This window comes from Labrys sp. Lb11 (genome assembly GCF_057554225.1).
Genome location: NZ_BAAJOT010000007.1, coordinates 149,806 through 176,276 on the forward strand (window position 1 = coordinate 149,806; position 26,471 = coordinate 176,276).

Annotated in this window: 24 protein-coding genes, 1 other RNA gene and 1 pseudogene; 22 read left to right on the plus strand and 4 right to left on the minus strand. The window is 69.4% G+C overall.

Annotation, left to right across the window (positions count from 1 at the left end; all coding sequences use genetic code 11):
* Window positions 1-60 precede the first annotated feature (60 nt).
* The gene (locus AC27L4_RS25750) at window positions 61-1,386 is read left to right on the plus strand and encodes an NAD(P)/FAD-dependent oxidoreductase (RefSeq protein ID WP_487145381.1); all 1,326 of its coding nucleotides are present in this window, start codon (window positions 61-63) and stop codon (window positions 1,384-1,386) included.
* Window positions 1,387-1,396: 10 nt separating this feature from the next.
* Here the strand turns inward: AC27L4_RS25750 and ybaK are convergent, their stop codons facing one another.
* The gene (gene ybaK / locus AC27L4_RS25755; RefSeq protein WP_487145382.1) at window positions 1,397-1,870 is read right to left on the minus strand and encodes a Cys-tRNA(Pro) deacylase; all 474 of its coding nucleotides are present in this window, start codon (window positions 1,868-1,870) and stop codon (window positions 1,397-1,399) included.
* A gap of 17 nt (window positions 1,871-1,887) precedes the next feature.
* Window positions 1,888-2,586, minus strand: a complete 699-nt coding sequence (locus AC27L4_RS25760; RefSeq protein ID WP_487145383.1) for a sulfate transporter family protein — start codon at window positions 2,584-2,586, stop codon at window positions 1,888-1,890.
* 211 nt (window positions 2,587-2,797) lie between these two features.
* On the opposite strand from AC27L4_RS25760, the gene AC27L4_RS25765 reads away from it, so the two are divergent.
* The 7 genes from AC27L4_RS25765 (at window position 2,798) to ruvC (ending at window position 8,530) form a co-directional block, all read left to right on the plus strand.
* Window positions 2,798-4,084 carry an AAA family ATPase gene (locus AC27L4_RS25765; RefSeq protein ID WP_487145384.1) on the plus strand — a complete coding sequence of 429 codons (1,287 nt, stop codon included), beginning with the start codon at window positions 2,798-2,800 and terminating at the stop codon, window positions 4,082-4,084.
* A 163-nt stretch (window positions 4,085-4,247) separates the two neighbouring features.
* The gene (locus AC27L4_RS25770; protein ID WP_487145386.1) at window positions 4,248-4,988 is read left to right on the plus strand and encodes a hypothetical protein; all 741 of its coding nucleotides are present in this window, start codon (window positions 4,248-4,250) and stop codon (window positions 4,986-4,988) included.
* Window positions 4,989-5,096: 108 nt separating this feature from the next.
* Window positions 5,097-5,254: non-coding RNA, 6S RNA (gene ssrS, locus AC27L4_RS25775), on the plus strand.
* Between the two features lie 32 nt (window positions 5,255-5,286).
* Window positions 5,287-5,865 carry a 5-formyltetrahydrofolate cyclo-ligase gene (locus tag AC27L4_RS25780; RefSeq protein WP_487145388.1) on the plus strand — a complete coding sequence of 193 codons (579 nt, stop codon included), beginning with the start codon at window positions 5,287-5,289 and terminating at the stop codon, window positions 5,863-5,865.
* On the plus strand, window positions 5,865-6,689 hold the full coding sequence (locus AC27L4_RS25785) for a TIGR00282 family metallophosphoesterase (RefSeq protein WP_487145389.1): 825 nt from the start codon (window positions 5,865-5,867) through the stop codon (window positions 6,687-6,689). Before AC27L4_RS25780 ends, AC27L4_RS25785 begins: the two co-directional genes overlap by 1 nt.
* Before the next feature lie 142 nt (window positions 6,690-6,831).
* Window positions 6,832-7,578, plus strand: coding sequence for a YebC/PmpR family DNA-binding transcriptional regulator (locus tag AC27L4_RS25790; protein ID WP_487145390.1), 747 nt, complete (start codon window positions 6,832-6,834; stop codon window positions 7,576-7,578).
* A gap of 442 nt (window positions 7,579-8,020) precedes the next feature.
* On the plus strand, window positions 8,021-8,530 hold the full coding sequence (ruvC, locus tag AC27L4_RS25795) for a crossover junction endodeoxyribonuclease RuvC (RefSeq protein ID WP_487145391.1): 510 nt from the start codon (window positions 8,021-8,023) through the stop codon (window positions 8,528-8,530).
* A 23-nt stretch (window positions 8,531-8,553) separates the two neighbouring features.
* On the opposite strand, the gene AC27L4_RS25800 is transcribed toward ruvC, so the two are convergent.
* Window positions 8,554-9,864, minus strand: coding sequence for an MFS transporter (locus AC27L4_RS25800; RefSeq protein WP_487145393.1), 1,311 nt, complete (start codon window positions 9,862-9,864; stop codon window positions 8,554-8,556).
* Window positions 9,865-10,038: 174 nt separating this feature from the next.
* Here AC27L4_RS25800 and ruvA point away from each other — a divergent pair, with 174 nt between their 5' ends.
* Together ruvA and ruvB are read left to right on the plus strand one after the other, a co-directional pair.
* Window positions 10,039-10,656 (plus strand): Holliday junction branch migration protein RuvA, encoded by a 618-nt coding sequence (gene ruvA, locus AC27L4_RS25805; RefSeq protein ID WP_487145395.1) that lies wholly within the window; start codon window positions 10,039-10,041, stop codon window positions 10,654-10,656.
* Entirely contained in the window at window positions 10,653-11,693 is a 1,041-nt protein-coding gene (ruvB, locus tag AC27L4_RS25810) for a Holliday junction branch migration DNA helicase RuvB (protein ID WP_487145396.1), read from the plus strand. Before ruvA ends, ruvB begins: the two co-directional genes overlap by 4 nt.
* Window positions 11,694-11,983: 290 nt before the next feature.
* Here the strand turns inward: ruvB and pal are convergent, their stop codons facing one another.
* Complete coding sequence (gene pal / locus AC27L4_RS25815) at window positions 11,984-12,502, minus strand: peptidoglycan-associated lipoprotein Pal (RefSeq protein ID WP_487145397.1); 519 nt, start codon at window positions 12,500-12,502, stop codon at window positions 11,984-11,986.
* A gap of 290 nt (window positions 12,503-12,792) precedes the next feature.
* Here pal and AC27L4_RS25820 point away from each other — a divergent pair, with 290 nt between their 5' ends.
* From AC27L4_RS25820 to cysW, 12 genes and pseudogenes are all read left to right on the plus strand, one after another.
* Window positions 12,793-13,251: an RrF2 family transcriptional regulator gene (locus tag AC27L4_RS25820; RefSeq protein WP_487145398.1), complete on the plus strand. Its 459-nt coding sequence runs from the start codon at window positions 12,793-12,795 to the stop codon at window positions 13,249-13,251.
* Between the two features lie 116 nt (window positions 13,252-13,367).
* Entirely contained in the window at window positions 13,368-14,945 is a 1,578-nt protein-coding gene (locus AC27L4_RS25825) for an ABC transporter substrate-binding protein (RefSeq protein WP_487145399.1), read from the plus strand.
* A gap of 78 nt (window positions 14,946-15,023) precedes the next feature.
* Entirely contained in the window at window positions 15,024-15,962 is a 939-nt protein-coding gene (locus tag AC27L4_RS25830; protein ID WP_487145400.1) for an ABC transporter permease, read from the plus strand.
* 10 nt (window positions 15,963-15,972) lie between these two features.
* The gene (locus AC27L4_RS25835) at window positions 15,973-16,827 is read left to right on the plus strand and encodes an ABC transporter permease (protein ID WP_487145401.1); all 855 of its coding nucleotides are present in this window, start codon (window positions 15,973-15,975) and stop codon (window positions 16,825-16,827) included.
* Complete coding sequence (locus AC27L4_RS25840) at window positions 16,824-18,491, plus strand: dipeptide ABC transporter ATP-binding protein (RefSeq protein WP_487145402.1); 1,668 nt, start codon at window positions 16,824-16,826, stop codon at window positions 18,489-18,491. The genes AC27L4_RS25835 and AC27L4_RS25840 overlap by 4 nt, the downstream gene beginning before the upstream one ends.
* Window positions 18,481-19,944 carry an amidase gene (locus tag AC27L4_RS25845; RefSeq protein ID WP_487145403.1) on the plus strand — a complete coding sequence of 488 codons (1,464 nt, stop codon included), beginning with the start codon at window positions 18,481-18,483 and terminating at the stop codon, window positions 19,942-19,944. Before AC27L4_RS25840 ends, AC27L4_RS25845 begins: the two co-directional genes overlap by 11 nt.
* Window positions 19,945-19,946: 2 nt before the next feature.
* Entirely contained in the window at window positions 19,947-20,876 is a 930-nt protein-coding gene (locus AC27L4_RS25850; RefSeq protein ID WP_487145405.1) for a MurR/RpiR family transcriptional regulator, read from the plus strand.
* A gap of 51 nt (window positions 20,877-20,927) precedes the next feature.
* Window positions 20,928-22,118, plus strand: coding sequence for a serine hydrolase domain-containing protein (locus AC27L4_RS25855; RefSeq protein ID WP_487145406.1), 1,191 nt, complete (start codon window positions 20,928-20,930; stop codon window positions 22,116-22,118).
* 77 nt (window positions 22,119-22,195) lie between these two features.
* Window positions 22,196-22,699: pseudogene (locus tag AC27L4_RS25860) on the plus strand (Ti-type conjugative transfer relaxase TraA); the annotation flags it as partial.
* Between the two features lie 810 nt (window positions 22,700-23,509).
* Window positions 23,510-24,547 carry a sulfate ABC transporter substrate-binding protein gene (locus AC27L4_RS25865; RefSeq protein ID WP_487145407.1) on the plus strand — a complete coding sequence of 346 codons (1,038 nt, stop codon included), beginning with the start codon at window positions 23,510-23,512 and terminating at the stop codon, window positions 24,545-24,547.
* Between the two features lie 164 nt (window positions 24,548-24,711).
* On the plus strand, window positions 24,712-25,587 hold the full coding sequence (cysT, locus tag AC27L4_RS25870) for a sulfate ABC transporter permease subunit CysT (protein WP_487145408.1): 876 nt from the start codon (window positions 24,712-24,714) through the stop codon (window positions 25,585-25,587).
* Complete coding sequence (gene cysW / locus AC27L4_RS25875; RefSeq protein WP_487145409.1) at window positions 25,580-26,467, plus strand: sulfate ABC transporter permease subunit CysW; 888 nt, start codon at window positions 25,580-25,582, stop codon at window positions 26,465-26,467. Before cysT ends, cysW begins: the two co-directional genes overlap by 8 nt.
* The last annotated feature ends 4 nt before the right edge of the window (window positions 26,468-26,471 follow it).

Here is a 26,471-nt window from a genome sequence, read left to right on the forward strand (position 1 = left end):
GAACCGGGACGCATCTGCGGCGTTCCCGATTCGGCGTGACGCAACCGATGGAGGCCGGACATGACGGGAGACCCTGCCGGGGACGCGGAGGCTCCTGCCGGCCCGCACCGCGTGGTGGTGGTCGGGGCGGGCTTCGGCGGGCTGGAGGCCGTCAAGGGCCTGGCCGGCGCTCCCGTCGCCGTTACCGTCGTCGACCGGCGCAACCATCATTTGTTCCAGCCGCTGCTCTACCAGGTGGCGACCGCCTCGCTGGCCACTTCGGAGATCGCCTGGCCGATCCGCGCTCTGATGCGGGACCGGCCGGAGGTGACCACGCTGCTGGCGACGGTCGGCGGCGTCGATGCGGCTGGGCGGCGCGTGCTGCTCGAGGACGGCACCAGCCTGCCCTATGACAGCCTGGTGCTGGCGACCGGCGCCAGGCATGCCTATTTCGGCCACGACGAATGGGAGCCCTTCGCCCTCGGCCTGAAGACGATCGAGGACGCCACGACGATCCGGCGGCGCATCCTGCTTGCCTTCGAGCGGGCCGAGCGCGAGCCCGACCCTGCCCGGCGGGCGGCGCTGCTGACCTTCGTCATCGTCGGCGCCGGGCCCACCGGCGTGGAGCTGGCCGGGACGATCGCCGAGCTTGCCCGCAAGACCCTGCCGCGCGACTTCCGCCACATCGATACCGGCAGCGCCCGCGTCGTGCTGATCGAGGCCGGGCCGAGCGTGCTCGCCGGCTATCCCGACGCCCTCTCCGACTATGCCCGCCGCTCGCTGGAAGCGCTCGGCGTCGAGATCGAGCTCGGCCGGCCAGTCTCCGACTGCACGGCGGAAGGCGTGAGCTTCGGCGAGCACCGGCTGGCGGCCCGCACGATCATCTGGGCGGCCGGCGTCCGCGCCTCTCCGGCGGCCGAATGGCTGGGCGCGCCGGCGGACCGCGCCGGCCGGCTGAAGGTGCAGCCCGACCTCACCGTGCCCGGCCATCCCGACATCTTCGTCATCGGCGACACCGCGGCCGTGGCCGGGCCCGACGGCAAGCCGGTGCCGGGCATCGCCCCCGCCGCCAAGCAGGAGGGCCGCCACGTCGCCGCCGTGATCCGGGCAAGGCTGGACGGCAAGCCCGCGCCGGCCCCCTTCCGCTACCGCCACCAGGGCAGCCTCGCCCAGATCGGCAAGCGCCGCGCCGTCATCGATTTCGGCTGGATCCGGCTCAAGGGCGCCCTCGCCTGGTGGCTGTGGGGCATCGCCCATATCTACTTCCTGATCGGCGTGCGCACCCGGCTGAGCGTCGCGCTCAACTGGCTGTGGATCCATGCGCGCGACCAGCGCAGCGCCCGGCTGATCACCCAGGGCGAGCCCCATGCCGAGCTGCCGGCCGATCCGGCGCGGACATCGTCCTGACCGGCGGCGGTCAGGCGGCGATCGTGGCGGACACCGCATCGGTCGCCCGCAGCAGGTCGGCCGGGGCGATCTTCAGCTGCAGCCCGCGCTGGCCGCCATTGACGTAGACCATGGCCTCGGCCATGGCGGAAGCTTCCACGGCGGTGCGCAGCCGGCGCCTCTGGCCGAAGGGGCTGACGCCGCCGACCTTGTAGCCGGTCAGCCGCTCGGCATCCGGCACCGGCATCATCGCCGCGCTCTTGCCGCCGAAGGCGGCCGCGACCTTCTTCATGCTCGCCTCGCGGTCCGAGGGCAGGACGACGCAGACCGGCTTGCCGTCGACCTGGGCGATCAGGGTCTTGAGCACGCGCTGCGGCGGCTCGCCCAGTGCCTCGGCCGCCTGCAGCCCGACACGGGCGGCGTCGGGGTCGTAGTCGTAGGTCCGGGTCTCGAAGGCGATCCCGAGCGCGCGCAGCGCCTGCGTGGCGGGCGTGGTCTGGGCCATGGCGTGCACTCCCCTGATCAAGGCGACGGGAACGGGGCTCCCGCCGGCGGCCGCGGCCGCGAGCCGACCACCGCCTTGTGCAGGTGCACCATGAAGGCGGTGGCGAACAGCGGCGTGACGAAGTTGACCACCGGAATCGCCAGCACGACCGCGATCACCAGGCCGCCGAGGAAGATGCGCAGGCCGTATTGCTGGCGCAGGCGCCGCACCTCGTCGCGCGGGTGGAAACGGCCCGCGGCCAGCTCGAAATATTCGCGGCCGAGCAAATAGCCGTTGGCGACGAAGAAGGCGGTGAAGTTGATGCCGGGCAGCAGCACCAGCAGGAGCACGACGATGTTGACCGCGACCACCAGCGCGGTGAAGCGGATCGCCGCCAGCAGCGCCTCGCCGACGGGCAAGGCCCGGCCGGGCGGATCGTCGGGATAGAAGGTCGTCTCCACCGTCGCCGCGACGTCGTCGAGGAACAGGCCGGCGAACATCGCCGTCACCGGCGCGACGAGGAAGCCGAGCCCGACCACCAGCCCGACGCCGGTGAGGATGTCGATCACGGTCTGCAGCCAGCCCCAGGGCACGGTGACGAACCAGGTGAACGTGCCGTAGACCGCCGCCCAGACCGCCGCCAGCATCACCAGCGTCAGGCCGATGGACTTGAGCAGCACGGAGCGGAACGGCGGCGAGGTGATCTGCTGGAGGGAAAGGGCGGCGTAGGAGAACATGGCGTGCGGGCGTCCGATCCGGCGAAGGCCCCGGCAAGCCCGCGGCTGTCCGCAGATAGGTCGGATCGGCCGTCGGCTCAAGCCAGCGCCGGCAAATCCCCGCTCCCGCGCGCCGTCGAATCTCCGGCCGTCGGACCGACGCCGAAACGGGACGCACGGCTTGTGAAGGCCGGCCGGCGCGGACATATTGGCTGTGTCGGAGGCCGTCGCCGTGTATGCCAAGTCCATCGCCATCCGCGACTTCAAGTGCTTCGGCAAGGCCGAGGTCGAATGGTGCTATCCCGGCCGCCCGGACGAGGCGGAGGTCGAGCACCCCAACGTCAATCTGATACTGGGCGACAACGGCGGCGGCAAATCGTCGGTGCTGCGCGCCATCGCCATCGCCGCGCTGGCTCCCGCCCTGCGCAATGGCGGCTTCGTGGCCTATCGTCTCGTCCGCCGCGGCCCTTCCGGCGAGGTGAACGGCGACGGCCTGCTCAAGCTGCGCGGCATCCTCGACGAGGCCGAGCGTCTGCCGAAACCACCGACGCCGTCGTCGCAGCGGGCCGCGCCGAAGGCGTCACGGCCGCATGAGTTCCTCGCCCGGCTTCGTGCCAAGCCGCGCAGCCAGATCGACCAGCTGACACTGGAATCGACGCGGCGGAACCCGATTTCCGAGCTGATCTACGACGACTACTCGCCGGCCTTCTTCGTTGTCGGCTACGGCGCAACGCGCCGGGTCGAGAGCGGCAGCTTCAGCGCTGCGAGCGAGGACAAGCGCCGCGGCCGGCGCTATCAGCGCGTCGCCAGCCTGTTCGAGGACCATGTTGCGCTCAGGCCGCTCCAATCCTGGCTCCCGCAACTGCCGGAGGACCGCAAGACCGAGGTGATCGAGCTTTTCGCACGCGCCCTTCCGGACAGCATCCGCTTCGAGGGCGCCATGGAGGACGACGACTACATCTTTCGCTTCGACGGCGTGCCGACGCCGTTCCCCGCCCTGTCGGACGGATACAAGGCGTTCATCGGCTGGGTCAGCGACCTGATCGGCCACATGGTCTCGGTCTCCGAGGGCGCGAAACTGCTGGACCTTGCCGGCATCGTCCTGGTCGATGAGATCGACCTGCATCTCCATCCCTCCTGGCAGCGTGATGTCGTCGCGCGCCTCTCGCGCGGCTTCCCGCGGTTCCAGTTCATCTTCACCTCACACAGCCCGCTGGTGGCAGCCTCGGTGCGCGCGGCCAACGTTGTCGTCACCGGCGCCGACCCGGCCGGCCTGCCGACGCTCGAGCGGATGACGGAGACGCTGTACGGACGCAGCATCGAGGCGGTTCTGATGAGCCCCTATTTCGGCCTGGACAGCCTGCGGCCGCCCGAGGCCAGGGCGATGACAGCGACCTTGGCGGAAGAGGTGGCGGCAACGCCAGGCGGCGACGTCGACGCCGCGGAGGCCTTCCTTCGCCAACTCTCCGAACCGCTTGAGCGGCTCCGCAACGGATCCTCGCGCGCCAAGCAGGCCTGACCGCATGATCCGCCACGCGCTCGATCCGGCCCGGTTGCGCAGCGACATCGAGAGGGAGGATGCCACTTGGTTCGCCAAGGCGGCGACACGAACGCGGACCCTTGTCGCCCTTGGCCGGTTCCAGGAGCAGAGCTCGATCTGGTCCAGCGCCAAGCCCGCCTTCATGCTGCTCCAGTCCAACAAATGCGCCTTCTGCGAACGCCTTTTCACCGGGCCCGAGGAAAGCCGCATCGAGATGGATCTGGAACATTTCCGACCCAAGAGCGCCGTCAAGGCATGGAAGCGACCGGCGGGCGACAGGCCCTATCCTGCCGCGACGGGGGCGGCCTCGCCCACGGGCTATTACTGGCTGGCCTATGATGTCGCCAACTACGCGGCCGCCTGCAAGATCTGCAACTCAGACTACAAAAGCGCTTGCTTTCCGGTGGCCGGTCCGCGCTGCAAGGATGCAACCGATCCGGAAGCATTGGCGGCCGAGCAGGCTTATCTGGTCTATCCGATCGGCACGGCGGACGATGACCCGGAGGATCTCATCACCTTCACCGGAACCGTGGCGCACCCCGTCGCACCCGACGGTCCGCGCCATGCCCGCGCCGCCCTGATCATCGACTTCTTCGGCCTCAACAGCCGCGACCAGTTGCACGTCCAGCGCGCCGAGACGATCGAGCGTTTCGGCACCGCGCTCGCGGCCGTCGCCGACGGCCGGGCGACGACGTCCGACCACGGCTATGTTGCGGCAATCGGCAGTCCCCTCATCCCGCACGCCGCTTGCCTGCGCGCCTTCAAGCGCCTGTGGGACCGTGACGAACAGGCCGCTCGCCGCCTGCTGGCAGCCTGTCGCGACATGCTGGCGAAGCGGCTCCTCGATCCGTCCGCCGGGGGGCTCGGCATCGGGCTGCCATAGCCGGCTCGGGCCTTCCGCCGGCCGCCCCCGAACCCGGCTCGCGATTTTCCCCTGCGGCGCGGTCTTCCCCACTGGCGTTTCCGGCCGCAAACCCTTATCTTCGGCGTCGCGGTGCTGCCTGGTTCGTCAGGACAACACAATCCCCGGGGCCATACGATCTCCACGGGAGCTGTTCCTGCCCTTGTCCGTGGACTTGGGCATCACGGCGCCCACCTACTTTTGTAGGCGCCCGGGATCGAACCGTCCAACGGCCGAGGTGGCCCGCACCTGTGTTTTCCGAGGCCCCTCTCCGCAGCTTATGCCGTCTTCCGCCATCAAGATCGCGCTTCGCAACCAGGCGATCGAAAAGCGTTCCGCCCTTCGGGGCGAGGAGCGTCATCGTGCGACGGCGGCGGTGGCCGACCGCATCTTCGAGCGGCTGGCCGACACGCACGGGCTGGTCGGCCTCTATTCGGCGATCCGGGGCGAGCTGCATCCCGGCGTGCTGATCGAGCGCCTGGCCGCGGCCGGCCGCCGGCTCGGCCTGCCCTGCACCCCGAAATTCGGCCAGCCTCTGGTGTTCCGCGCCTGGAAGCCGGGCGACCCGCTGGTCAAGGGCCACATGAACATCCCCGAGCCGCACGCCGATGCGCCGGAAGTGTTCCCCCAGGTGCTGGTGGCCCCGCCGGTCGGCTTCGACCGGCGCTGCTACCGCATCGGCTACGGCGCCGGCTTCTACGACCGCACCATCCCGAAGCTGCGCGCCATGCATCCCCTGGTGGCGCTCGGCGTCGCCTTCGCCTGCCAGGAAGTGGAGCAGGTGCCGGTCGAGCCGCACGACGTGCCGTTCGACGCCATCGCCACCGAGAGCGAGATGATCGTGGCGGGTGCCGCCTGATGCGTCTCCTGTTCCTGGGCGACATCGTCGGCCGCTCCGGCCGCCTCGCCGTCATCGAGCGGCTGCCGGGCCTGCGCGAGCGCTGGAAGCTCGACGCGGTGGTGATCAACGGCGAGAACGCCGCGGGCGGCTTCGGCATCACCGAGGCGATCTTCGACGAGGTCGTGGCCTCCGGCGCCGACGTGGTCACGCTCGGCAATCATTCCTTCGACCAGCGCGAGGCCCTGGTCTTCATCGAACGGGCGCCGCGCCTGGTGCGCCCGGCCAATTATCCCGCCGGCACGCCGGGCCGCGGCGCCACGCTGGTCGAGCTCGGCAACGGCGCCCGCCTCCTGGTGGTGCAGGTGATGGGCCGCACCTATATGGAGCCGCTCGACGACCCCTTCGCCGCCGCCGAGCACGAGATCGAAGCCTGCCCGCTCGGCCGGGCCGCCGACGCCATCGTCCTCGACGTCCATGCCGAGGCGACCAGCGAGAAGCAGGCGCTCGGCCATTACTTCGACGGCCGCGCCAGCCTCGTCGTCGGCACCCACACCCACACCCCGACATCCGACCACCAGATCCTGCCGCACGGCACCGCCTACCTGTCGGACGCCGGCATGTGCGGCGACTATGGCGGCGTGCTCGGCATGGACAAGGAGGAGCCGATCCGGCGCTTCATCCAGAAGACGCCGGGCGGCCGCTTCGAGCCGGCCCATGGCGAGGCGACCCTGTCGGGCCTGGCGGTCGAGACCGACGACCGCACCGGCCTCGCCCTGCGCCTGGCGCCGGTCCGCCTCGGCGGCCGGCTGTCCCAGGCCGTGCCGGACTTCTGGGAACCGTGACGGCGGCCAGGCCGCCTCCCCGCCGAGCCAGGGTTGCCGGCATCCGCCGCAGCCGTGGATTTTCGACGTCGGCGCCCCTATAAGCGCCGCCATAGCACCGTCACGCCCCGCGCCAAGCCGCGGCCCCGAGGACCACACGACAATGGCCGGTCATTCCCAATTCGCCAACATCATGCATCGCAAGGGCAAGCAGGACGCCCAGCGGTCGAAGCTCTTCTCCAAGCTGGCGCGCGAGATCACCGTCTCCGCCAAGCTCGGCCTGCCCGATCCCAAGGCCAATGCCCGCCTGCGCGCCGCCGTGCTCGCCGCCCGCGCCGAGAACATGCCCAAGGACAACATCGACCGGGCGATCAAGAAGGCGTCGGGCGCCGACAGCGAGAACTATGACGAGATCCGCTACGAGGGCTATGGTCCCGGCGGCGTGGCGCTGATCGTCGAGGCGCTCACCGACAACCGCAACCGCACCGCCTCGGACGTGCGTTCCTTCTTCACCAAGGCCGGCGGCAACCTGGCCGAGACCGGCGCGGTCTCCTTCATGTTCGACCGCATCGGCGTGATCGAGTACGACGCCGACAAGGGCACGCCCGACGCCATGGTCGAAGCCGCGCTCGAGGCCGGCGCCGACGACTGCACCTCCTCCGAGGAGGGCCATGAATTCGTCTGCGGCGCCGAGAACCTCGCCGAGGTGACGCGGGCGCTGGAGGAGCGTTTCGGCGAAGCCCGCAAGTCCGCCCTGATCTGGCGCCCGCAGAACACGGTGGCGGTGGAGGACGAGGTCGGCGAGCGGCTGCTGAAGCTGGTCGACACCCTCGACGACCACGACGATGTCCAGCACGTCTACGCCAATTTCGAGGTGTCGGACGCGCTGATGGCCAAGATGGGCGGCTAGCAGGCTGCTGAAAAAGTCCCCGATGTACCCGGTTCGATTCGGCTTCGGACTCATTCCGATTGCGGCACGTCCCGTGAACAAAGCAGTTTTTCAGCAGCCTGCTAGAGCGTTTTGCGATTTGACGGAGTCGCGTCAAATCGCAAAGACGCGTCGAAACAAGGAGCTGGAGCAAAGCGCGTTTCCACCGAAACGCGCTTTGCTCCAGGGAGGCTCTCGAGGCGAACCTTCCACGGCCGTGTGAGACGCCGCGGTTCCTGTCTTCCAGCGACGTTGGCGTCTTCCCTGCCCCTTGTGGGGAGGGATAAAGGGTGGGGGTCGTACAGGACGGAGTGCGCCCTACGCCAACGCCCCTTGCCCCTTCCCCCTCCCCACAAGGAGGAGGGGAGCGGCCGGCGTTGCGCCTGAAGCATTGATCGGCGAAAGAAGGCCAGGAGGCCGCGACATGACCACCGTCCGCATCCTCGGCATCGATCCGGGCCTGCGCCGCACCGGCTGGGGCGTGATCGACGTCGTCGGCAACAAGCTGGTCTTCGTCGCCTGCGGCACCGTCCTTTCCGACGACGCCGACGAGCTCGCCCGCCGCCTCGTCACCCTGCATGACGGTCTGAGCGAGGTGGTGGCGTGCCATGCGCCGGACGAGGCGGCGGTGGAGGCGACCTTCGTCAACAAGGATGCGGCGGGCACGCTGAAGCTCGGCCAGGCCCGCGGCATCGCGCTGCTGGTGCCGGCCCGGGCCGGCCTCGCCGTCGGCGAATATGCGCCGAACCTGGTGAAGAAGACCGTGGTCGGCGCCGGCCATGCCGAGAAGCAGCAGATCCGGACGATGATCAAGCTGCTGCTGCCCAAGGCCGACCCGAAGTCCGACGACGCCGCCGACGCCCTCGCCATCGCCATCACCCATGCCCATCATCGCGGCCGCCGCACATTGGAGGCGATGCTGGCCCGCACGTGAGGCGGCGGCGCGGCCCGACGCGATCACGGCGGCGGCGGCGCGCCGCGCGCGACCGGCGCCGCATCCCCGGCGGGCTGGAACGCGGCCAGGATCCGCGCGCGGCCCATCCATGCGAAGCCCCAGGAGGCCAGCGCGACGGCGGCGGCGGCCAGCATCGGCAGCCGCAGGCCCGCATCCTGCGCAAAACCGCCGACCATCAGCGTTCCCAGCCCGCCGGCCGCCCGCTGCAGCAGGAAGCGCGTGCTCATCACACGCCCGCGCTGGGCGTCGTCGACCGTCGTCTGGAGGATGGACAGGGTGGCGGTCCGGGCGGTCTCGCCGGCAAATCCAAGGACGAGCATGGCCGGCACCGAGACCAGGAGGCCCGGCGAGGCGGCCAGCGCGGCGACCGCGAGCGTGAAGGCCAGGAAGGCCCAGAACACCCGCGGCGGCGTGGCGAGGCGGGAGCCGCCATGGGCGAGCCAGAGCGCCGCCAGGGTCGCGCCGAGGCCGCCCGTCCCCAGGAGGATGGAGACGCCGCCGACGCCGGCGCCCAGCAGCGTGTCGCTGTAGGCCGGCATCAGCTGATAGACCGCGGCGAGAAGCGCATCCCCGGCCAGCGTCATCAGGAGCAGGGCGCGAATGCCGCCATGGCGCAGGATGTAGCGGGCCCCCTCCGGCAGGTCGGCGAAGAGGGAGCGGCGGCCGGATTTCGACTGCCGGTAGTCCTCCGGCGTCCGGAGGAAGCAAACGGTCGCAAAATAGAGCAGATAACCGGCCACGTTGGTCGCGAAGGCGGCGACCAGGCCCCAATGCACCAGGATCCATCCGGCGATGGCCGGGCCGACGAAGATCGCGAACTGCGTGTAGGAGGCGTTCACAGCGATCGCCGAGGACAGGCGCTCGCGGGCCACGAAGCGCGGCATCATGCCGTAGGACGCCGGCACGCTGAATGCGTGGATCACCCCGTGCAGCACCGCGCAGACGCAGAGGACGGGCAGCGTCAGGTGCCCGGTGAACGCCAGGGCGGTGAGCGCCGCCGCCTTGAAGAGATCGAAGGCATAGGCCGTCACGACCATCCTGAAGCGGTCGACGCGGTCGGCCAGGGCTCCGCCGAACGGCAGCAGCAGGACGTTGGCGGCGACGTCGAGCAGCGCGATGGCCGCCAGCCAGGCCGGCGAACGGGTGATCTCCCAGGCTGCCCAGGAGAAGGCGATCTGCTGGACGAAATAGGTGATCCAGGAGATGACCGACCCGACGGAGTAGAGGCGGAAATTGCGGTCGGCGAAGGCCTCGCCGATGCCGCCGAGCCAGCGCCTCACATGCATCGGGTGGTCTGCGATCCGGCGCTTCATCTCACCCGCGCATCATCGGCCTTCTCCGGCCCCGATGATGCGGACCTGCCGAAGCGTGCGCAAGGACCGCGACGTCGGACGAGGCGTACGCCCGCCCGCGGCCTGGCGCCGCCCGCTCGACACTCCCGGCGCCAGCGCCCATAAAGCGGCGGACAAACAGGAAACACGATTCGCATGATCGGGAAGCTGCGCGGCACCATCGACAGCGTGGGCGAGGACTGGGTGATCCTCGACGTCGGCGGCGTCGGCTATGCCGTCTTCTGCTCCTCGCGCACCCTGGCGGCCCTGCCCCAGGCCGGCGAGGCGACGACGCTGGCCATCGAGACCTATGTGCGCGAGGACCAGATCCGGCTGTTCGGCTTCACCTCCGACCTGGAGCGCGAATGGTTCCGCCTGCTGCAGACCGTGCAGGGGGTCGGCACCAAGGTGGCGCTCGGCATCCTCTCGACGCTCAAGGCGGCCGACCTCGCCTCGGCCATCGCCCTCGGCGACAAGGCGGCAATCGCCCGCGCGCCCGGCGTCGGACCCAAGGTGGCGCAGCGCATCGTCACCGAGCTGAAGGACCGCGTCCCCTCGTTCGCCGGCGTGGCGCCGGACATCGCCCAGCTGCATGGCGACCTCGGCGACAGGAGCGCACCCGCACCGGTGGCCGACGCGGTCTCGGCCCTGGTCAATCTCGGCTATGGCCAGACCCAGGCCTCGGCCGCGGTCGCCGCGGCGCTGCGTGAGGTCGGCGAGGCGGCCGACACCGCCCGGCTGATCCGCATCGGCCTGAAGGAGCTGGCCAAGTGAGCGCGCCGCCCCGCCGCCTGGTCGCCGGCGAGCGCCGCGACGAGGACGCCGCCGACACCAAGCTGCGCCCGCAGATCCTGGACGAGTTCGTCGGCCAGGCCCAGGCCCGCGCCAACCTCTCCATCTTCATCGAGGCCGCCCGCGCGCGCGGCGAGGCGCTCGACCATGTCCTGTTCGTCGGCCCGCCGGGCCTGGGCAAGACCACGCTGGCCCAGATCGTCGCCCGCGAGCTCGGCGTCAATTTCCGCGCCACCGCCGGGCCTGTGATCGCCAAGGCCGGGGATCTGGCCGCGCTCCTCACCAATCTGGAGGACCGCGACGTCCTGTTCATCGACGAGATCCACCGCCTCAACCCGGCGGTGGAGGAGATCCTCTATCCGGCGATGGAGGACTATCATATCGACCTGATCATCGGCGAAGGTCCGGCGGCGCGCTCGGTGCGCATCGACCTCGCCCGCTTCACCCTGGTCGGCGCCACCACCCGCGCCGGCCTGCTGACGACGCCGCTGCGCGACCGCTTCGGCATTCCGGTGCGGCTGCAATTCTACACGGTCGGCGAGCTGGAGCTGATCGTCAAGCGCGGCGGCCGGGTGCTGGGCGTGGCCGTGTCGGAGGACGGCGCCAACGAGATCGCCCGCCGCGCCCGCGGCACGCCGCGCATCGCCGGCCGGCTGCTGCGCCGCGTCCGCGACTTCGCCGCCGTGTACGGAGCCGAGACGGTCAGCCGCGAGATCGCCGACAAGGCGCTGCGCGCGCTCGAGGTCGACGATGCCGGCCTCGACGCCATGGACAACCGCTATCTCCGCCTGATCGCCGCCAGCTTCGGCGGCGGCCCGGTCGGGGTCGAGACCATCGCCGCGGCGCTGTCGGAGCCGCGCGACGCCATCGAGGACATCATCGAGCCCTATCTGATCCAGCAGGGCTTCCTGCAGCGCACCCCGCGCGGCCGCGTGCTCACCCCGCACGCCTTCCGTCATCTCGGCCTGCCGGCCCCGGCGCCGAGCGTGGGCCAGATGCCGCTGTTCGACGAGGAATGACGGACTTGCAGCGAGCAAGCACCATAAGCTCGACTTTGTCTAAAACTCCTGCGGCAGGGCTGCGGAGAAGGCCTTGCACGCCCCTATCTTGCCGCGTCGGCGTGACTGCCGCCGACCGGCGCTGATGACGATATCTCGGCCGGATCATGACACCGCAGGAAATCCGACGCGCGGATATCGCTCCGGGCGCGCCGTCTCGCCTCTCGCCGGATTCCGACAAGGCCGAGATAAGGCGGGGTTGCAAAACGGCGCCCGAAGGCGCCGCTCGCAGGGCTGGCTTTCGCCGCCCCTCAGGCCCCGGCGCCGCCGTTCAGCACGGTGACGGCGCGGCGGTTCTGCGACCAGCAGGAATCGGCGTTGCAGGTCGCGACCGGGCGCTCCTTGCCGTAGGAAATGGTGCGCATGCGATTGCCCTGGAGGCCCTGCGCCATCAGGTAGTCGCGCACGGCCTGGGCGCGGCGGGCGCCGAGGGCGATGTTGTATTCGCGGGTGCCGCGTTCGTCGGCGTGGCCCTCGATGGTGACGGTGTAGCGCGGATACTGGCGCAGCCACTGCGCCTGCTTGGACAGCGTCGCCTGGGCCTGGCCGGTCAGGTCGGACTGGTCCTCCAGGAAGAAGACGCGGTCGCCGACATTGACGACGAAGTCCTGCTGGCTGCCGGGCGTGGCGGCGCCGCCTCCGAGGCCGCCCGCGCCGTCGCCCAGGCCGCCATTGGCCGCGGTGTTCTTGGCGCAGGCGCCGAGCGCCAGGGCGGTGGACAGGATGGCTGCGAAACGCAGGCCGCGGGCGATACGCAGGGAATTCAGCATTCCGGTCACTCCTGGAAGAACCTCAAACGTGGTGAACGAGACTTAGCCAAGCGCGGTTAATCGAACGTTCTGGAAATCCCGTCCGCAGCCGGCAGAATTGCGTCGTTCCGGCGCCACGGGCCTCGATCGCCGGTTTTTGTCGATCGCGGTTAATGGAATGCTAACCAAATCGGGCGGCAAGGTGGCTGCGCGGCGGCAGGGCTGCGGTGCGGCGAGAGCGTCGGCGCCTGTTGCGAAAACGCAACGATTCAGCATTGGCTCCCGGCGGGCGCGTCGGCTAGACCTGCGTCATGATTTCCCAGAAAGCCCGCTACGCCTTCAAGGCGCTGTTCGCTCTCGTCCGCGCCGGCGACCGGGTGGTGCAGGCGCGCGAGATCGCCGCCGCCGAGCAGATCCCGCAGAGCTTCCTCGAGCAGATCCTGCTCGACCTCAGGCGCGGCGGCCTCGTCGCCAGCCGCCGCGGCAAGGTCGGCGGCCACTACCTCGTCAAGGATCCCGCCGAGATCAGCTGCGGCCAGGTGCTGCGCCTGATCGACGGCCCGATCGCCCCCCTGCCCTGCCTGTCCAAGACCGCCTATCGCCGCTGCGACGACTGCCGCGACGAGCGGACCTGCGCCGTGCGCCACCTCTTCGCCGACGGCTATGCCGCAATGATCGGCGCCCTGGAGAACGCCTCGCTGCTGGAGGCCTCGCGCCGGGCCGAGGGCACGACCGCGGCCGAGACGATCCACGCCGGCGCCTATATCTGAGCGCGACGTCGTCCAGGGTCCGGGCTGCGCACGGCCGGTCCCGCCATTGTTATTTTTCCAACACCGACATTGACGTGCGTGGCTTATATCACATAGCCTGATCGCAGAAGGCCTGCATGGCCCCAACGACAGATCGGGAGGAAGTCACCATGGACATCTCGGCCGGAAGCCATAAGAGGGGATTTGGCGCGGCGTTGGGCGGGGTCGCCCTTCTGGCCGCCGGCGTGGCGTGGACGGCGCCGGCCTGGGCGGCCGACGTGATCCGCATCGCTTCGCCCTACCAGACGACGACGCTCGACCCGATGCGGTCCGCGGCGGCCGGCAATATCGAGACTTACGGGCAGATCTATTCGCGCCTGCTGCGCCGCGATCCGGAGACGGGCAAGCTGGAGCCGGGACTGGCCGAAAGCTGGGAGGTTTCGGCCGACGGCCTGACTTACACCTTCCATCTGCGCGACGCGCGGTTTTCCGACGGCTCGGCGATCACCGCCGACGATGTCGTCTTCAGCCTGGAGCGCATCCGCAGCGACAAGAAGTCGGCCTATCCGGCGCCGCTCGGCGCCGTCGACACCATCAAGGCGGGCGACGCCGGGACTGTGGTGGTGAAGCTCAAATCGCCCTTCGCGCCGTTCCTCGGCAATGTCGAGATCTGGAACATGGGCATCGTCTCGAAGGCGGACGTGGACAAGCGCGGCGACGACGCCTTCGTCAAGGCGCCGCTCACGTCCGGCCCCTATGCGGTGAAGGAATGGAAGCCCAACGAGAAGCTGGTGCTCGAGCCGAACCCTCACTATTGGCGCAAGGGCTATCCGAAGTCCGACGCGACGGTGGAGCTGATGGAGATCGCCTCCCCCGAGACGCGGCAGGCCATGATCAAGGCGGGCGAGGCCGACGTCATGCGCTTCGTGCCCTGGGCGCAGGTCGACGACCTCAAGAAGGTCGACGCCGTCGACATGCGGCTCGAGCCGTCCACCACCATCTACATGACGCTGCTCAGCGAAAAGCGCGAGCCCTTCTCGAACATGAAGGCCCGCCAGGCCGCCGCCTACGCCATCGACAACAAGGCCATGACCAAGGCGATCACGCGTGGCTACGCGACGCCGGCCAACACCACCCTGCCCGGCTCCATCGAATTCCATGACAAGGACTATCCGGGCATCCCGCAGGACGTCGCCAAGGCCAGGCAGCTCCTGGCCGAATCCGGCATGGAGGGCCATGAGGTGAAAATCCTGGCCACGGCCGACGCCGCCGCGCAGCAGATGGCGCTGCTCCTGCAGGCGCAGTGGCAGGCAATCGGTCTGAAGCCGGTCATCGTCAACGTCGATTCCGGCGCCTGGTGGGACGCCACCGGCAAGGGCGACTACGACGCAGCAGCCAACTGGTGGTACAACGAGACGCCCGATCCCGACCTCGCCGTGCGCTGGGCGGTGTGCGGAACTTGCGGCTCCAACTCCTACAACACCTTCTACGAGAACCCGAAGGTGGACGAACTGGTCGAGCAAGGCACGAAGGAGGCCGATCCGGCCAGGCGTGCCGCGATCTACAAGGAGATCCAGACGATCACCACCGAGGAGGTCGCCCAGATCCCGCTCTACTACGCGCCGAACGCGGTCGCCTATTCCAAGCGCCTGCAGGGACTGAAGCTCACTCCTTCACTGCAATGGACGCTGGAAGACACCACCATCGCCAAGTAGGCGGGAAGAACCGGGTATTGCTTCCAGCCTTGCAGGTCACCGCATGATGACGTTTGTGCCCCACGCCGGTTTAGCGCCTTGAACCTCCTGTCCACCACGGCGCGGCGTCTGCTGCAGCTCGCGGGCGTGCTGGTCGGCATCGCCGTCATCACCTTCGTCCTGCTGCGGCTCGCGCCCGGCGATCCGGCGCGACTGCTGGCGGGCGACCGGGCGAGCGCCGAGACGATCGCGGCGATACGCCAGCAATACGGGCTCGACCTGCCGCTGTGGCGGCAGTTCGTCGTCTATGTGCTGAACCTGCTCGCCGGCGACCTCGGCCGCTCGCTGCGCTTCCAGCAGCCGGTGGCCGACATCGTCGTGCGCTTCATGTGGCCGACGCTGTTCCTGGCCGGCTATGCGGTCTGCCTCGCTGTTCCGCCCACCGTGGTGCTCGCCATCGTCGGCGCGCGCCGGCCGGGAGGCGCCGCGGACCAGGCGATCCGCACGGTCGGCATGGTGGGGCTCGCCATCCCGGTGTTCTGGCTCGGCATCATGATGTCGCGCCTGTTCGGCGTGAGCCTCGGCTGGTTCCCGGTCTCGGGCTACGGAACCGGCTTCGCCGGCCACCTCCACCATCTCTTCCTGCCGGCGCTGTCCACCGCCATCTGGATGGTGCCGGTGCTGACGCAGAGCCTGCGCGCCGCCCTCATCGACCGGGCGGGCGCCGATTTCGCCACCGCTGCGCGCGCGCAAGGGGCCAGCGAGCGCGAGATCTTCTGGAAGACGGTGCTGCCCAATTCGGTGCTGCCCACGCTCAACCTGCTCGGCGTCATGGTCGCCTTCCTGATCGGCGGCGCCATCATTGTAGAGACCGTCTACGCCGTGCCCGGCCTCGGCTCCCTGATGGTGATGGCCCTGCTGGGGCGGGACTACTACGTGGTGCAGGGGCTGACGCTGATCTTCGCGCTCGCCACGGTGCTGGTGACGCTGGCGGTCGACGTGCTGACCCGCCTGGTCGACCCGCGCGTGAAACTTTGAGGGGAGCGGCATGTCGAACCAGAGCCTGCCCGCCTCCTCCGCCCCCGGCGGCCCATCCCGCCTCACGCCGGCGATGGCCGTCGCCATCGCCATATTGTGCGCGTGGTTCGCCGCCGCCGCCGCGGCGCCGCTTCTCGCGCCCTATGATCCCGATGCCGTCGACATCATGAACATGCTGGCCCCGCCCGGCGCCGCCCACTGGTTCGGCACCGACCAGGTGGGCCGCGACGTGTTCTCGCGCGTGCTCCATGCGGCGCGCATCGACCTCTTCCTGTGCGTGGTCGGCGTGCTGCCGCCGCTGCTGATCGGCACCACCGTCGGGCTCGTCAGCGGCTATTTCGGCGGCACGGTCGACAGCCTGTTCATGCGCATCTACGACCTCACCGTCGCCTTCCCGTCCTTCGTGCTGGTGCTCGCCATCGTCGGCGTGCTGGGGCCGGGCCTGGTCAATTTCGTCATCGCGCTCGCGCTGGTCGGCTGGGTCGCCTATGCGCGGCTGGTGCGAGCGGAGGTGCTGACCGTGCGCGAAAGCGAATATGTGCAGGCCGCCCGCTGCCTCGGCTATTCGCCCGCCGTCATCGTCACGCGCCACGTGATGCCCAACGCCATCGGCCCGATCATCGCCTATGCGGTGAGCGATGCCGTGCTCGTCATGCTGGCCGGCGCCAGCTTCGGTTTCCTCGGCATGGGCGCCCAGCCGCCGAGCGCCGAATGGGGCGTGATGATCGCGGACGGCCAGGCCTTCGTACAGCAGGCCTGGTGGATATGCCTGTTTCCCGGCCTGGCCGCCGTGTCGCTCGGCCTGGGCTTCGCCTTCCTGGGCGACGGGCTGGGCCAGATGCAGCGGCGGCAGGTGGCGCCATGACCGCGCAAGCCGAGCAGCGGCCCTTGTTGCGGGTCGAGAACCTCTCCGTTTCCTTCGCCGCGGCCCAGGCCGTGAAAGGCGTGTCGTTCGACCTGCAGCCGGGAGAGATCCTGGGCATCGTCGGCGAGAGCGGGTCGGGAAAGTCCGTCACCTGCCGGGCGCTGATGGGGCTGCTGCCGGGCGCGGCGCGGGCCGGCGGCAGCGTGACGCTCGAAGGCCGCGAACTGCTCGGCCTGGCGGAGGCCGACTGGTGCGCCATACGCGGCCGCGACATGGGCATGATCTTCCAGAACCCGGCCTCGCATCTCGACCCGCTGCGCCGCATCGGCCGGCAGGTGGCGGCCCCCATGCGGCGTCATCTCGGCGTCGGCCGGGCCGAAGGGATGCGGCGGGCCGCGGCGCTCCTCGACGCCGTCGGGATCCGCGAGCCGGACAAGCGGGCGCGCTCCTATCCGCATGAATTCTCCGGCGGCATGAAGCAACGCGCCATGATCGCCGCCGCCATCGCCTGCGGCCCGAGGCTGCTCATCGCCGACGAGCCGACCACGGCGCTGGACGTCACCGTGCAGGCGCGCATCCTGCGGCTGCTGAAGGATCTGAACCGCGAGCGCGGGCTGGCCGTCATCCTGATCTCGCACGATCTCGGCGTGGTGGCCGACATCTGCTCGCGCGTGGTGGTGATGCGCAACGGCGCGGTCGTGGAGCAGGGGCCGGTGGCGGACGTGATCGAGCGGCCGCGCCATCCCTATACGCGGCTGCTCATCGAATCCCAGCCCGGACGCAGGGCGCTGCCGGCGCCGAAACCGGGGACCGGCGGCGATGCCCCCTTGCTCAGCGTCGAGAATCTCTCCGTCTCCTTCCCGGCGCGGGGCGGCCCGATGGCCGGCCTGACGGGCCGGGCGGATGCCTTCCTCGCCCTCGACGGCGTCGACATCAGCATCGAGGCCGGCGAGACGGTCGGCATCGTCGGCGAAAGCGGCTCCGGCAAGAGCACGCTCGCCCGCGCCATCATCCGGCAGGCTCGGCCGAGCGGCGGCGCCGTGCGCTTTTCGGGGGAGGACGTCCAGGCCCTCGGCGGCCAGGCGCTGACGCGCTTCCGCCGCCGCGTGCAGATGGTGTTCCAGAACCCCTACGATTCGCTCAACCCGCGCATGCCGATCGCCGAGGCCGTCGCCGAGCCGATCTGGCGGCACGGCCTGGCCGACCGCAGGACGGCCTTGAAGCAGGCGGACGAGCTGCTGGAGATGATGGAACTGCCCGCCGCGGTGCGCGGCCGCAAGCCGCGCCAGCTTTCCGGCGGCCAGTGCCAGCGCGTCGGCCTGGCGCGCGCGCTGGCGCTGAAGCCGCAACTGCTCATCGCCGACGAGATCACCTCGGCGCTCGACGTCACCACGCAGGCGCAGATCCTCGAACTCCTGATGCGCCTGCAGCGCGAGCGGGCGCTGGCGCTCCTCTACATCTCGCACGACCTGTCGGTGGTCGGCAGCATCTGCAGGCGCGTCTATGTCTTCAAGAGCGGCCGCGTCGTGGAGACCGGCGCCGCCGCAGAGGTCCTTTCGGCGCCGCGGCACCCCTACACGCAGGAGTTGCTCGGGTCCCTGTCGCACCTCCCCTCCGCCGTCACGGCCGGTTTCCCCAAGGCGGAGCTTCACGATGCACCTTGACGACTATGCCGCCCGGGACGGCATCGGCCTCGCCCGGCTTCTGGCGAAGGGAGAGGTCACGCCGAGGGAGCTCGGACGCTGCGCCGCCGAGGCGGCCGCCAGGGTCAATCCGGCGCTCAACGCCGTGGTGGAACTCTATGCCGACGCGCTGGAGGCGCTGCCTCCGGCCGCCGGTCCCAGCCCGTTCCACGGCATCCCGACGCTGACCAAGGATTTCCCGATCGAGGCCGGACGACCCGCCGAATTCGGCAGTCGGCTGGCCGCGGGGTTCCGCGCCCGGGCCGACGCCGCCTACTGGCAGCGCCTGCGCGCGGCCGGGCTGGTCAATGTCGGCCGCACGGCCAGCTCCGAATTCGGCATCGCGGCGGCGACGGAGACCCTCCTCCACGGCGCCACGCGCAACCCCTGGGACGTGGCGCGAGGCGTGTCCGGCTCGAGCGGCGGCGCGGCGGCGGCGGTCGCGGCCGGTATCGTCCCCTTCGCCCAGGGCGGCGACGGCGGCGGCTCGATCCGCAACCCCGCCTCCTTCTGCGGGCTCATCGGCCTGAAGCCCTCGCGCGGCCGTGTCACCGGCTCGCCCGGCGCCAACGCGCCGCTCCAGGGATTGGCGACCGGCTTCCTGCTCACCCGCTCGGTGCGCGACACCGCCCTGCTGCTCGATCTGTGCCAGGGCCCCGATGCCGGCGACGGCTATGAGATCACCCCGCCCGCAGGCCCTTACACCGAGGCCATGCGGCAGGCCCCGAAGGGCCTGCGGATCGCGCTGTGCACGCGGTCCTGGTCCGGCGTGCCGATCGACGCGGAAGCGTCGGCCGCGGCCGTGTCCGCCGCGGCGCGGCTGGACAGGCTCGGCCACCACGTGGAGGAGGCGTCGCCCGATTTCGACTATGCGGCTTTCCTGCATGCGCAGAAGGTGATCTGGGCGGCCGATGCCGCCGCCGGCATGCCCCGCATGGCGGCGCTGACCGGGCGTCCGGTCGACGGGACGACCCTCGGCGCCACGGTGCTGGCGATGTATCGCTACGGCTGCACCTTGAGCGCCGCGCAATTGGTCGATGCGTTCGCCGTCTACGACCGGGTAACGCGACAGGTGGGCCGCTTCATGGCCGGATACGACCTGCTCGTGACGCCGACGAGCACCATTCTTCCCGAGCCGGTCGGCGCCTTCGACCCCGACAGGCCGGGCATCGATCATGACGACGTGTTCGACGACCTCGCGCCGAAGGAGACGTTCACCGCGCTGTTCAACGGCACGGGCCAGCCGGCCGTCTCGCTGCCGCTCGGCCGCAGCGCCTGCGGCCTGCCCATCGGCGTCCAGTTCGTCGCCCGTTTCGGACGCGAGGACGTGCTGCTTGCCGTCGCACGTCGATTGGAGGAAGAGCTGGAAGCGGGCCGCGGCATCTGGGGCCAGGGCCTGCCTCCGGTGCACGCCGCCGGCCCTGGGGAGGGGTGATCGTGGCCAAGGCACGAAACGACCGGAGCGGCGAAACGCCGGGCGGCGAGGAGCAGAAGATCGACTTCGAGGCGATGCTGCGCGCCCGCATGACGGAACTCTCGCCATCGGAGCAGAGCGTCGCCGCCTATATGCTCGACAACGTCCAGATGCTGCCCTTCGAGACCGGTGCGAGCATCGCTCAAGCGGTGGGCGTCAGCGAAATGACGGTGTCGCGTTTCGTTCGCGGCCTCGGCTTCGAAAACCTGCGCGACCTGAAGAACAGGCTGCGCGTCTCGGTCGCCGACAAGGAGAGCGACATCGACGACTACATGGCCCGCTTCCAGATGCGCGACGCCCGCCACCAGGCATTGCAGGAGAGCCTGCGGCTGGAACTGGACGCCATCGTCAAGGCCTATGGCCTGACCGCCACCGACCTCTGGGACGAAGCGACGGCCGCGCTCACCAAGGCGCGCACCGTCTACGTCGTGGGCTTTCAGGCGTCGAAGGGGCTGGCGCTGGATTTCGCCAGCCGGCTCCTGTGGGCGCGGCCCAACGTCATCTTCGTCGAGAACACGACCGGCGCCTTCGGCGAGATCGTCCTGGCCGATCCGCGCCACAGCCTCGTGGTCCTGATCGACACCGCCGCTTATGCGGCGCGCGGCGTGAAGCTGGCCGAGAAGCTGAAGACGCTGGAGATGCCGCTCGTCATCGTCACCGACAAGTTCAGCCACTGGGCGTTTTCCTACACCCGCTTCGTGTTCGAGGCGCACACCCATGTGAAGACGTTCTGGGATTCCACGGCGTCGGTCGGCGTCGTCCTCAACCTGATGATCGACGCCGTCGCCACCAGGCTCGGCCCGAAGGCGCAGGAGAATTTCGCCAGGATGCGCGATATGGCCGGTCTGCTGGGCGAGTTCGTCGGCGGCTCCTATCTGCGCGGCAAGGACTGAGGTGTCCCCGTCCTCCCGCGCTCCGACTGTTTCCATGAAAGACCGCGTGACATGACGAGCGTCTCCCCGTTCCGCGATCCCACGAGGCCGGGCGCGCCGATCATCCCCCGCCAGGACTGGGACCGGGCGCCGTGGAACCGCTGGACCTTCCAGCATGTGCGCGACATGGTGCCGACCACGCAGGTCCGGCGCGGGCGAGGCCCGGCGAGCCCGCTGCCGGAGAAGCACGAGGACATCGACCGGATCAGCTTCGAGATCGACGGCCGGCGCGACACGATCGCCGGCTTCCTCGAGACCAGCTACAATGACGGACTGCTGGTGCTCGATCGCGGCACTGTCGCCGCCGAGCGCTACCACAACGGCATGGACGCGCGCACGCCGCATTTGTCGCAATCGGTGACGAAATCGGTCGTCGGCACCCTCGCCGGCATTCTCGTCGGCCGCAGCCTGGTCGATCTGGCGGCTCCGGTGACCGAATACCTGCCGGAACTCGAGGCGACGGCCTATCGCGGCGCCACGGTCCAACAGGTTCTGGACATGACGAGCGGCGTGGTCTTCGACGAGACCTATACGGCGCTCGATTCGCATATCGCCAAGATCGACGCCGCCTCCGGCTGGAAGGAGCGCCGTGCCCCGAGCTGGCCGTCGTCGGTCTGGGAGCTCATCCTGACGCTGACGGAGGCGGAATGCCCGCACGGCGCCTCCTTCCGTTACCGGTCGATCGAGACGGATGTGCTGTCATTCGTCCTGCAGCGCGCCACGGCGACGCCCCTGGCGGAGTTGGTGAGCCGCGAATTGTGGGCGCCGATGGGAGCGGAGGAAGACGCCTATTTCACCGTCGATCCCGCCGGCTATGCGCTGGGCGACGGCGGCTTCAACGCCACATTGCGCGACTATGGACGTCTCGCCCTTCTGCATCTGCGCGGCGGCGAGACGAATGGCCGGCGCATCGTGCCCGCCGCCTGGATCGGGGACATCACCGCCGGCGCGCGGCCGGACCTGTTCGGCGGCGCCTACCACGCGTTGCTGCCGCACGGCGCCTATCACAACCAGTTCTGGATCGAAGGCGGCGCAAGCGCGGCCTACATGGCGCGCGGGGTGTTCGGGCAGTTGATCTACATCGATCCCGCGGCGGACTTCGCCGCGGTGATCCTTTCGAGCTGGCCGGACTTCGTCGACGTGACGCGGACCCGCACCGCGCTGGCGGCCGTCAGGGCCATTCGCGACACGCTGATCCGATAAGGGACCGTTCACAGCAGGCGCTGAGACAGGGCGGACCATGGCGCTCCCGAGGGAGGCGACGCCCTCTCAGCCGTGCCAAGCAACAGGGCCTCGCGCCTTCCGCCGAACGCAGGCGCGAGCTTGGCGCGGCACGGCGCGCATTCGATGCGGTGCGGCCTCACGGCCGGCAGGATGCGGAAGCCGCCTGCAGCAAAGGCAACAGCCTCGCCCGTGAAGCGGGCTCCGGCAGCATCGGCCGCACCATCCAGCCCGAAACCGAAATCCGCACCGGACGCGATGCCGGCTTTGGCGCGGCCCCCGGACAGCGCGCCGACCGTTTCGTGGAGCGCTGGCGGAGGCTCGATCAGACGAGTCAGCGCCAATATCAGGCCGGCGACATGACTGGCGACAAGGCCACGCGCTCGCAGATGGGCGACATGGCCAACAGCCTGCAACGCGATCCGCAGCTTGAGTCCATTCTTGCCGGTCGCAAGAAAGACCTCGGCACCGGCGGAGGCTTCGACTCAGGGCGCAGCCTTGGCCGGGAACTGGCCTTTACCCACGGCCTCGACCTCGGCCGGGGCCGCAGCATCGGCATCTGAACCCGTCCCATGGGGCCGTTCGCGAACACGTGAATCAACGTGAGCGTCATGGCCGGACTTGACCCGACCATCTCGACGAGATCGCATGCGATCTCGTCAGGGAACGGGACGAAGGCGGGTCTCGGTGCAATCCTTGTCCCTATCCTGCACCGACAGTGGCCGCGTGGATGGCCGGGTCAAGCCCGGCCATGACGGTTGGGACGGAGCGCCCTACGAGCAACGAAGCACTTGTTCGCGAACGGCCCCTTACCTTCTGGTGATCGACCGCGCGCCGAAGGCCGTTCAGAAGGCATTGCAGGCGGCGTAACCCGTCCTATGTGCCGCCGTTCCTTCGCCATCGCCGCACGCTCGGGTTTTATGCCTTCACAGCCTGAATCCCATGCCGCTTCATGCCTGTTTGTCTCGGTTAAAACTCGGGCTTGATCCGGCCATCCACGCGACCGCGGATCTGGTAGAATGACACCGGGGTAGCCTCACAGGACTACTCAACTGTCGCATTCCCTCACGAGATCGCAGGCGATCTCGCCGGGATGGCCGGTTCCTTTTGATGACCGCCACCCCGCCTGCCACGCACCCCGCCCGGTCCCGGGAACTCCGGGGCCGGCCGCGCGTTGGGTTTTGTGAAGATCCGGGCGGCGCGAACGGGATGATCTCTCATCCGGGGCAAAAACAGCAAATCCTTCCCGATCGACGGGAAACGGCCGGCCGGGAGGGAAAAATCTCCGCTCCCCGGAAAAAGTTGATGTTGACAATGTCGACTGAGTTAGTCGACATAAGATCGACAACGCTCTCTCGGGGAGACCTCCGGACATGACGGTTTCATTTCGCCTCGCTCGCCTGCGCGACTTCGTCCTGGTCCTGCTGGCCCTCGGCTTCATCGCCTGGCTGACGGTCGGCGCCCATGCGGCCGAGCTGCTCAACGTCTCATACGATCCGACGCGCGAGCTCTACAAGGCGCTCAACCCGGCTTTCGCCGAGACCTGGAAGGCACAGACCGGCGAGGATGTCGTCATCAAGCAGTCGCATGGCGGCTCGGGCAAGCAGGCCCGCTCGGTGATCGACGGCCTCGACGCCGACGTGGTCACCCTGGCGCTCGCAGCCGACATCGACGCCATCGCCAGGAACGCCGGGAAGCTGCCGGCGGACTGGCAGACGCGCCTGCCGCACAATTCCTCGCCCTACACCTCGACGATCGTCTTCGTCGTCCGCAAGGGCAATCCGAAGGGCGTCAAGGACTGGGACGACCTGGTCAAGCCCGGCATCGCCGTGATCACGCCCAATCCCAAGACCTCCGGCGGCGCGCGCTGGAACTATCTGGCCGCCTGGGGCTACGCCAGCGACAAGTTCGGCGGCGACGAGGCGAAGGTGCGCGACTTCGTCGGCGCCCTGTACAGGAACGTGCCCGTGCTCGACACCGGCGCCCGCGGCTCGACCGTCACCTTCGCCCAGCGCGACCTCGGCGACGTGCTGATCGCCTGGGAGAACGAGGCCTTCCTGACCCTGAACGAGTTCGGCGCCGACAAGTTCGACATCGTCGTGCCGCCGACCTCGATCCTGGCCGAGCCGCCGGTGGCGCTGGTCGACGCCAATGTCGACGCCAAGGGCACCCGCAAGGTCGCCGAGGCCTATCTGAACTTCCTGTACACGCCCCAGGCCCAGAAGATCATCGCCCACAACTATTACCGCCCGACCGATCCGTCCGCCGCCGACCCGGCTGACCTCGCCCGCTTCCCCAAGCTGAAGCTGTCCAGGATCGACGACCCGGTCTTCGGCGGCTGGACCAAGGCGCAGGCCACCCATTTCGGCGACGGCGGCGTGTTCGACCAGATCTACAAGCCCAAGTCCTGAGGCGCCGTTCGAGGATTTCGCGCGAAGTCTGGAGGTCCTCCCCCTCCGAACCTCCTCAAGGGTTCCGACTTCGACCTTGGCGGCCGGCGTTCCGGCCGCCTTTTTTGAAACCAGGCCGGCAACGGGTTCGCCCCCGCGGCAGGCGGATCGGAAAGCTCTCGCCCATGGCATCGACCCTTGCGGCTCCGGGCATTCTGCGCCCCTCGGGCGGCAGCTTCGTCAAGCCGAGCGCCCTGCCCGGTTTCGGCCTCTCCTTCGGCTACACGCTGGTCTATCTCGGCCTGATCGTGTTGATCCCGCTGGCGGCGCTGGCGCTCAAGGCCAGCGGCCTCGGCCTCGCCGGCATCTGGGAGATCGCCCGCGACCCGCAGGTGGAGGCGGCGCTGCGCATCACCTTCGGCATCTCCCTGGTCGCCGCCCTGGTCAACGTCGTCTTCGGCCTGATCGTCGCCTGGGTGCTGACGCGCTACGACTTCCCCGGCCGCCGCCTGCTCGACGCCGCCGTCGACCTGCCCTTCGCCCTGCCGACGGCGGTGGCCGGCATCGCCCTCTCCTCGCTCTATGCCGGCAATGGCTGGATCGGCTCGCTGCTGGCCCCGCTCGGCATCAAGGTCGCCTACACCCCGGCCGGCATCGCCGTGGCGCTGGTGTTCATCGGCCTGCCCTTCGTGGTGCGCACCATCCAGCCGGTGCTGGCCGACCTCGACAGCGAGGTGGAGGAGGCTTCCGCCTCGCTCGGGGCCGACCGCTTCACCACCATCCGCCGCGTCGTGCTGCCGCCGCTGATCCCGGCCACCCTCACGGGCTTTGCCCTCGCCTTCGCGCGGGCCGTCGGCGAATATGGCTCGGTGATCTTCATCGCCGGCAACATCCCCTACGTCTCGGAGATCGCGCCGCTCCTGATCGTGCAGAAGCTGGAGGAGAACAACTACGCCGCCGCCACGGCCATCGCCGTGATCATGCTGGCCATCTCCTTCGCGGCGCTGCTGCTGATCAACCTGATCCAGGCCTGGAGCCGCAGGAGGTCCGGCCATGTCTGATCTCGCCGTCCCGCTCTATCGCGAGCCGCCGGTCTTCCGCGAACACCGCGTCACCACCGAGCAGCGCTGGGTGCGCCTGGTGCTGATCGGCGTCGCCCTGGCCTTCCTCGCCCTGTTCCTGGTCCTGCCGCTGGTCTCGGTGTTCTACGAGGCGCTGCGCCGCGGCTTCGGGCCTTATTTCAGCGCGGTCGCCGACAGGGACACGCTGGCGGCCATCCGCCTCACCCTGTTCATCGCCGCCATCGCCGTGCCGCTCAACCTCGTCTTCGGCGTGGTCGCGGCCTGGTGCGTCGCCAAGTTCGACTTCAAGGGCAAGAGCCTCCTGGTGACGCTGATCGACCTGCCCTTCTCGGTCTCGCCGGTGGTGTCCGGCCTGGTCTACGTGCTGCTGTTCGGCGCCCAGGGCTATTTCGGTTCCTTCGTCAAGGCGCACGGCATCCCGATCATCTTCGCCGTGCCCGGCATCGTGCTGGCGACGATCTTCGTCACCTTCCCCTTCATCGCCCGCGAGCTGATCCCGCTGATGGAGAGCCAGGGCAAGGCCGACGAGGAAGCGGCGCTGACGCTCGGCGCCTCGCCGTTGAAGATGTTCCTGACCGTGACGCTGCCCAACATCAAATGGGGCCTGCTCTACGGCGTGCTCCTGTGCAACGCCCGCGCCATGGGCGAGTTCGGCGCCGTCTCGGTGGTCTCGGGCCACATCATCGGCGGCACCAACACCATGCCGCTGCACATCCAGATCCTCTACGAGGGCAATGATTCCGTCGGCGCGTTCACCGTCGCCTCCCTGCTCGCCCTGCTCGCCCTGGTCACGCTGGTCCTCAAAACCGTCCTCGAATGGCGCTATGGTGACGAGCTGGCCCGCGGCTCCAAACATTGAAGGA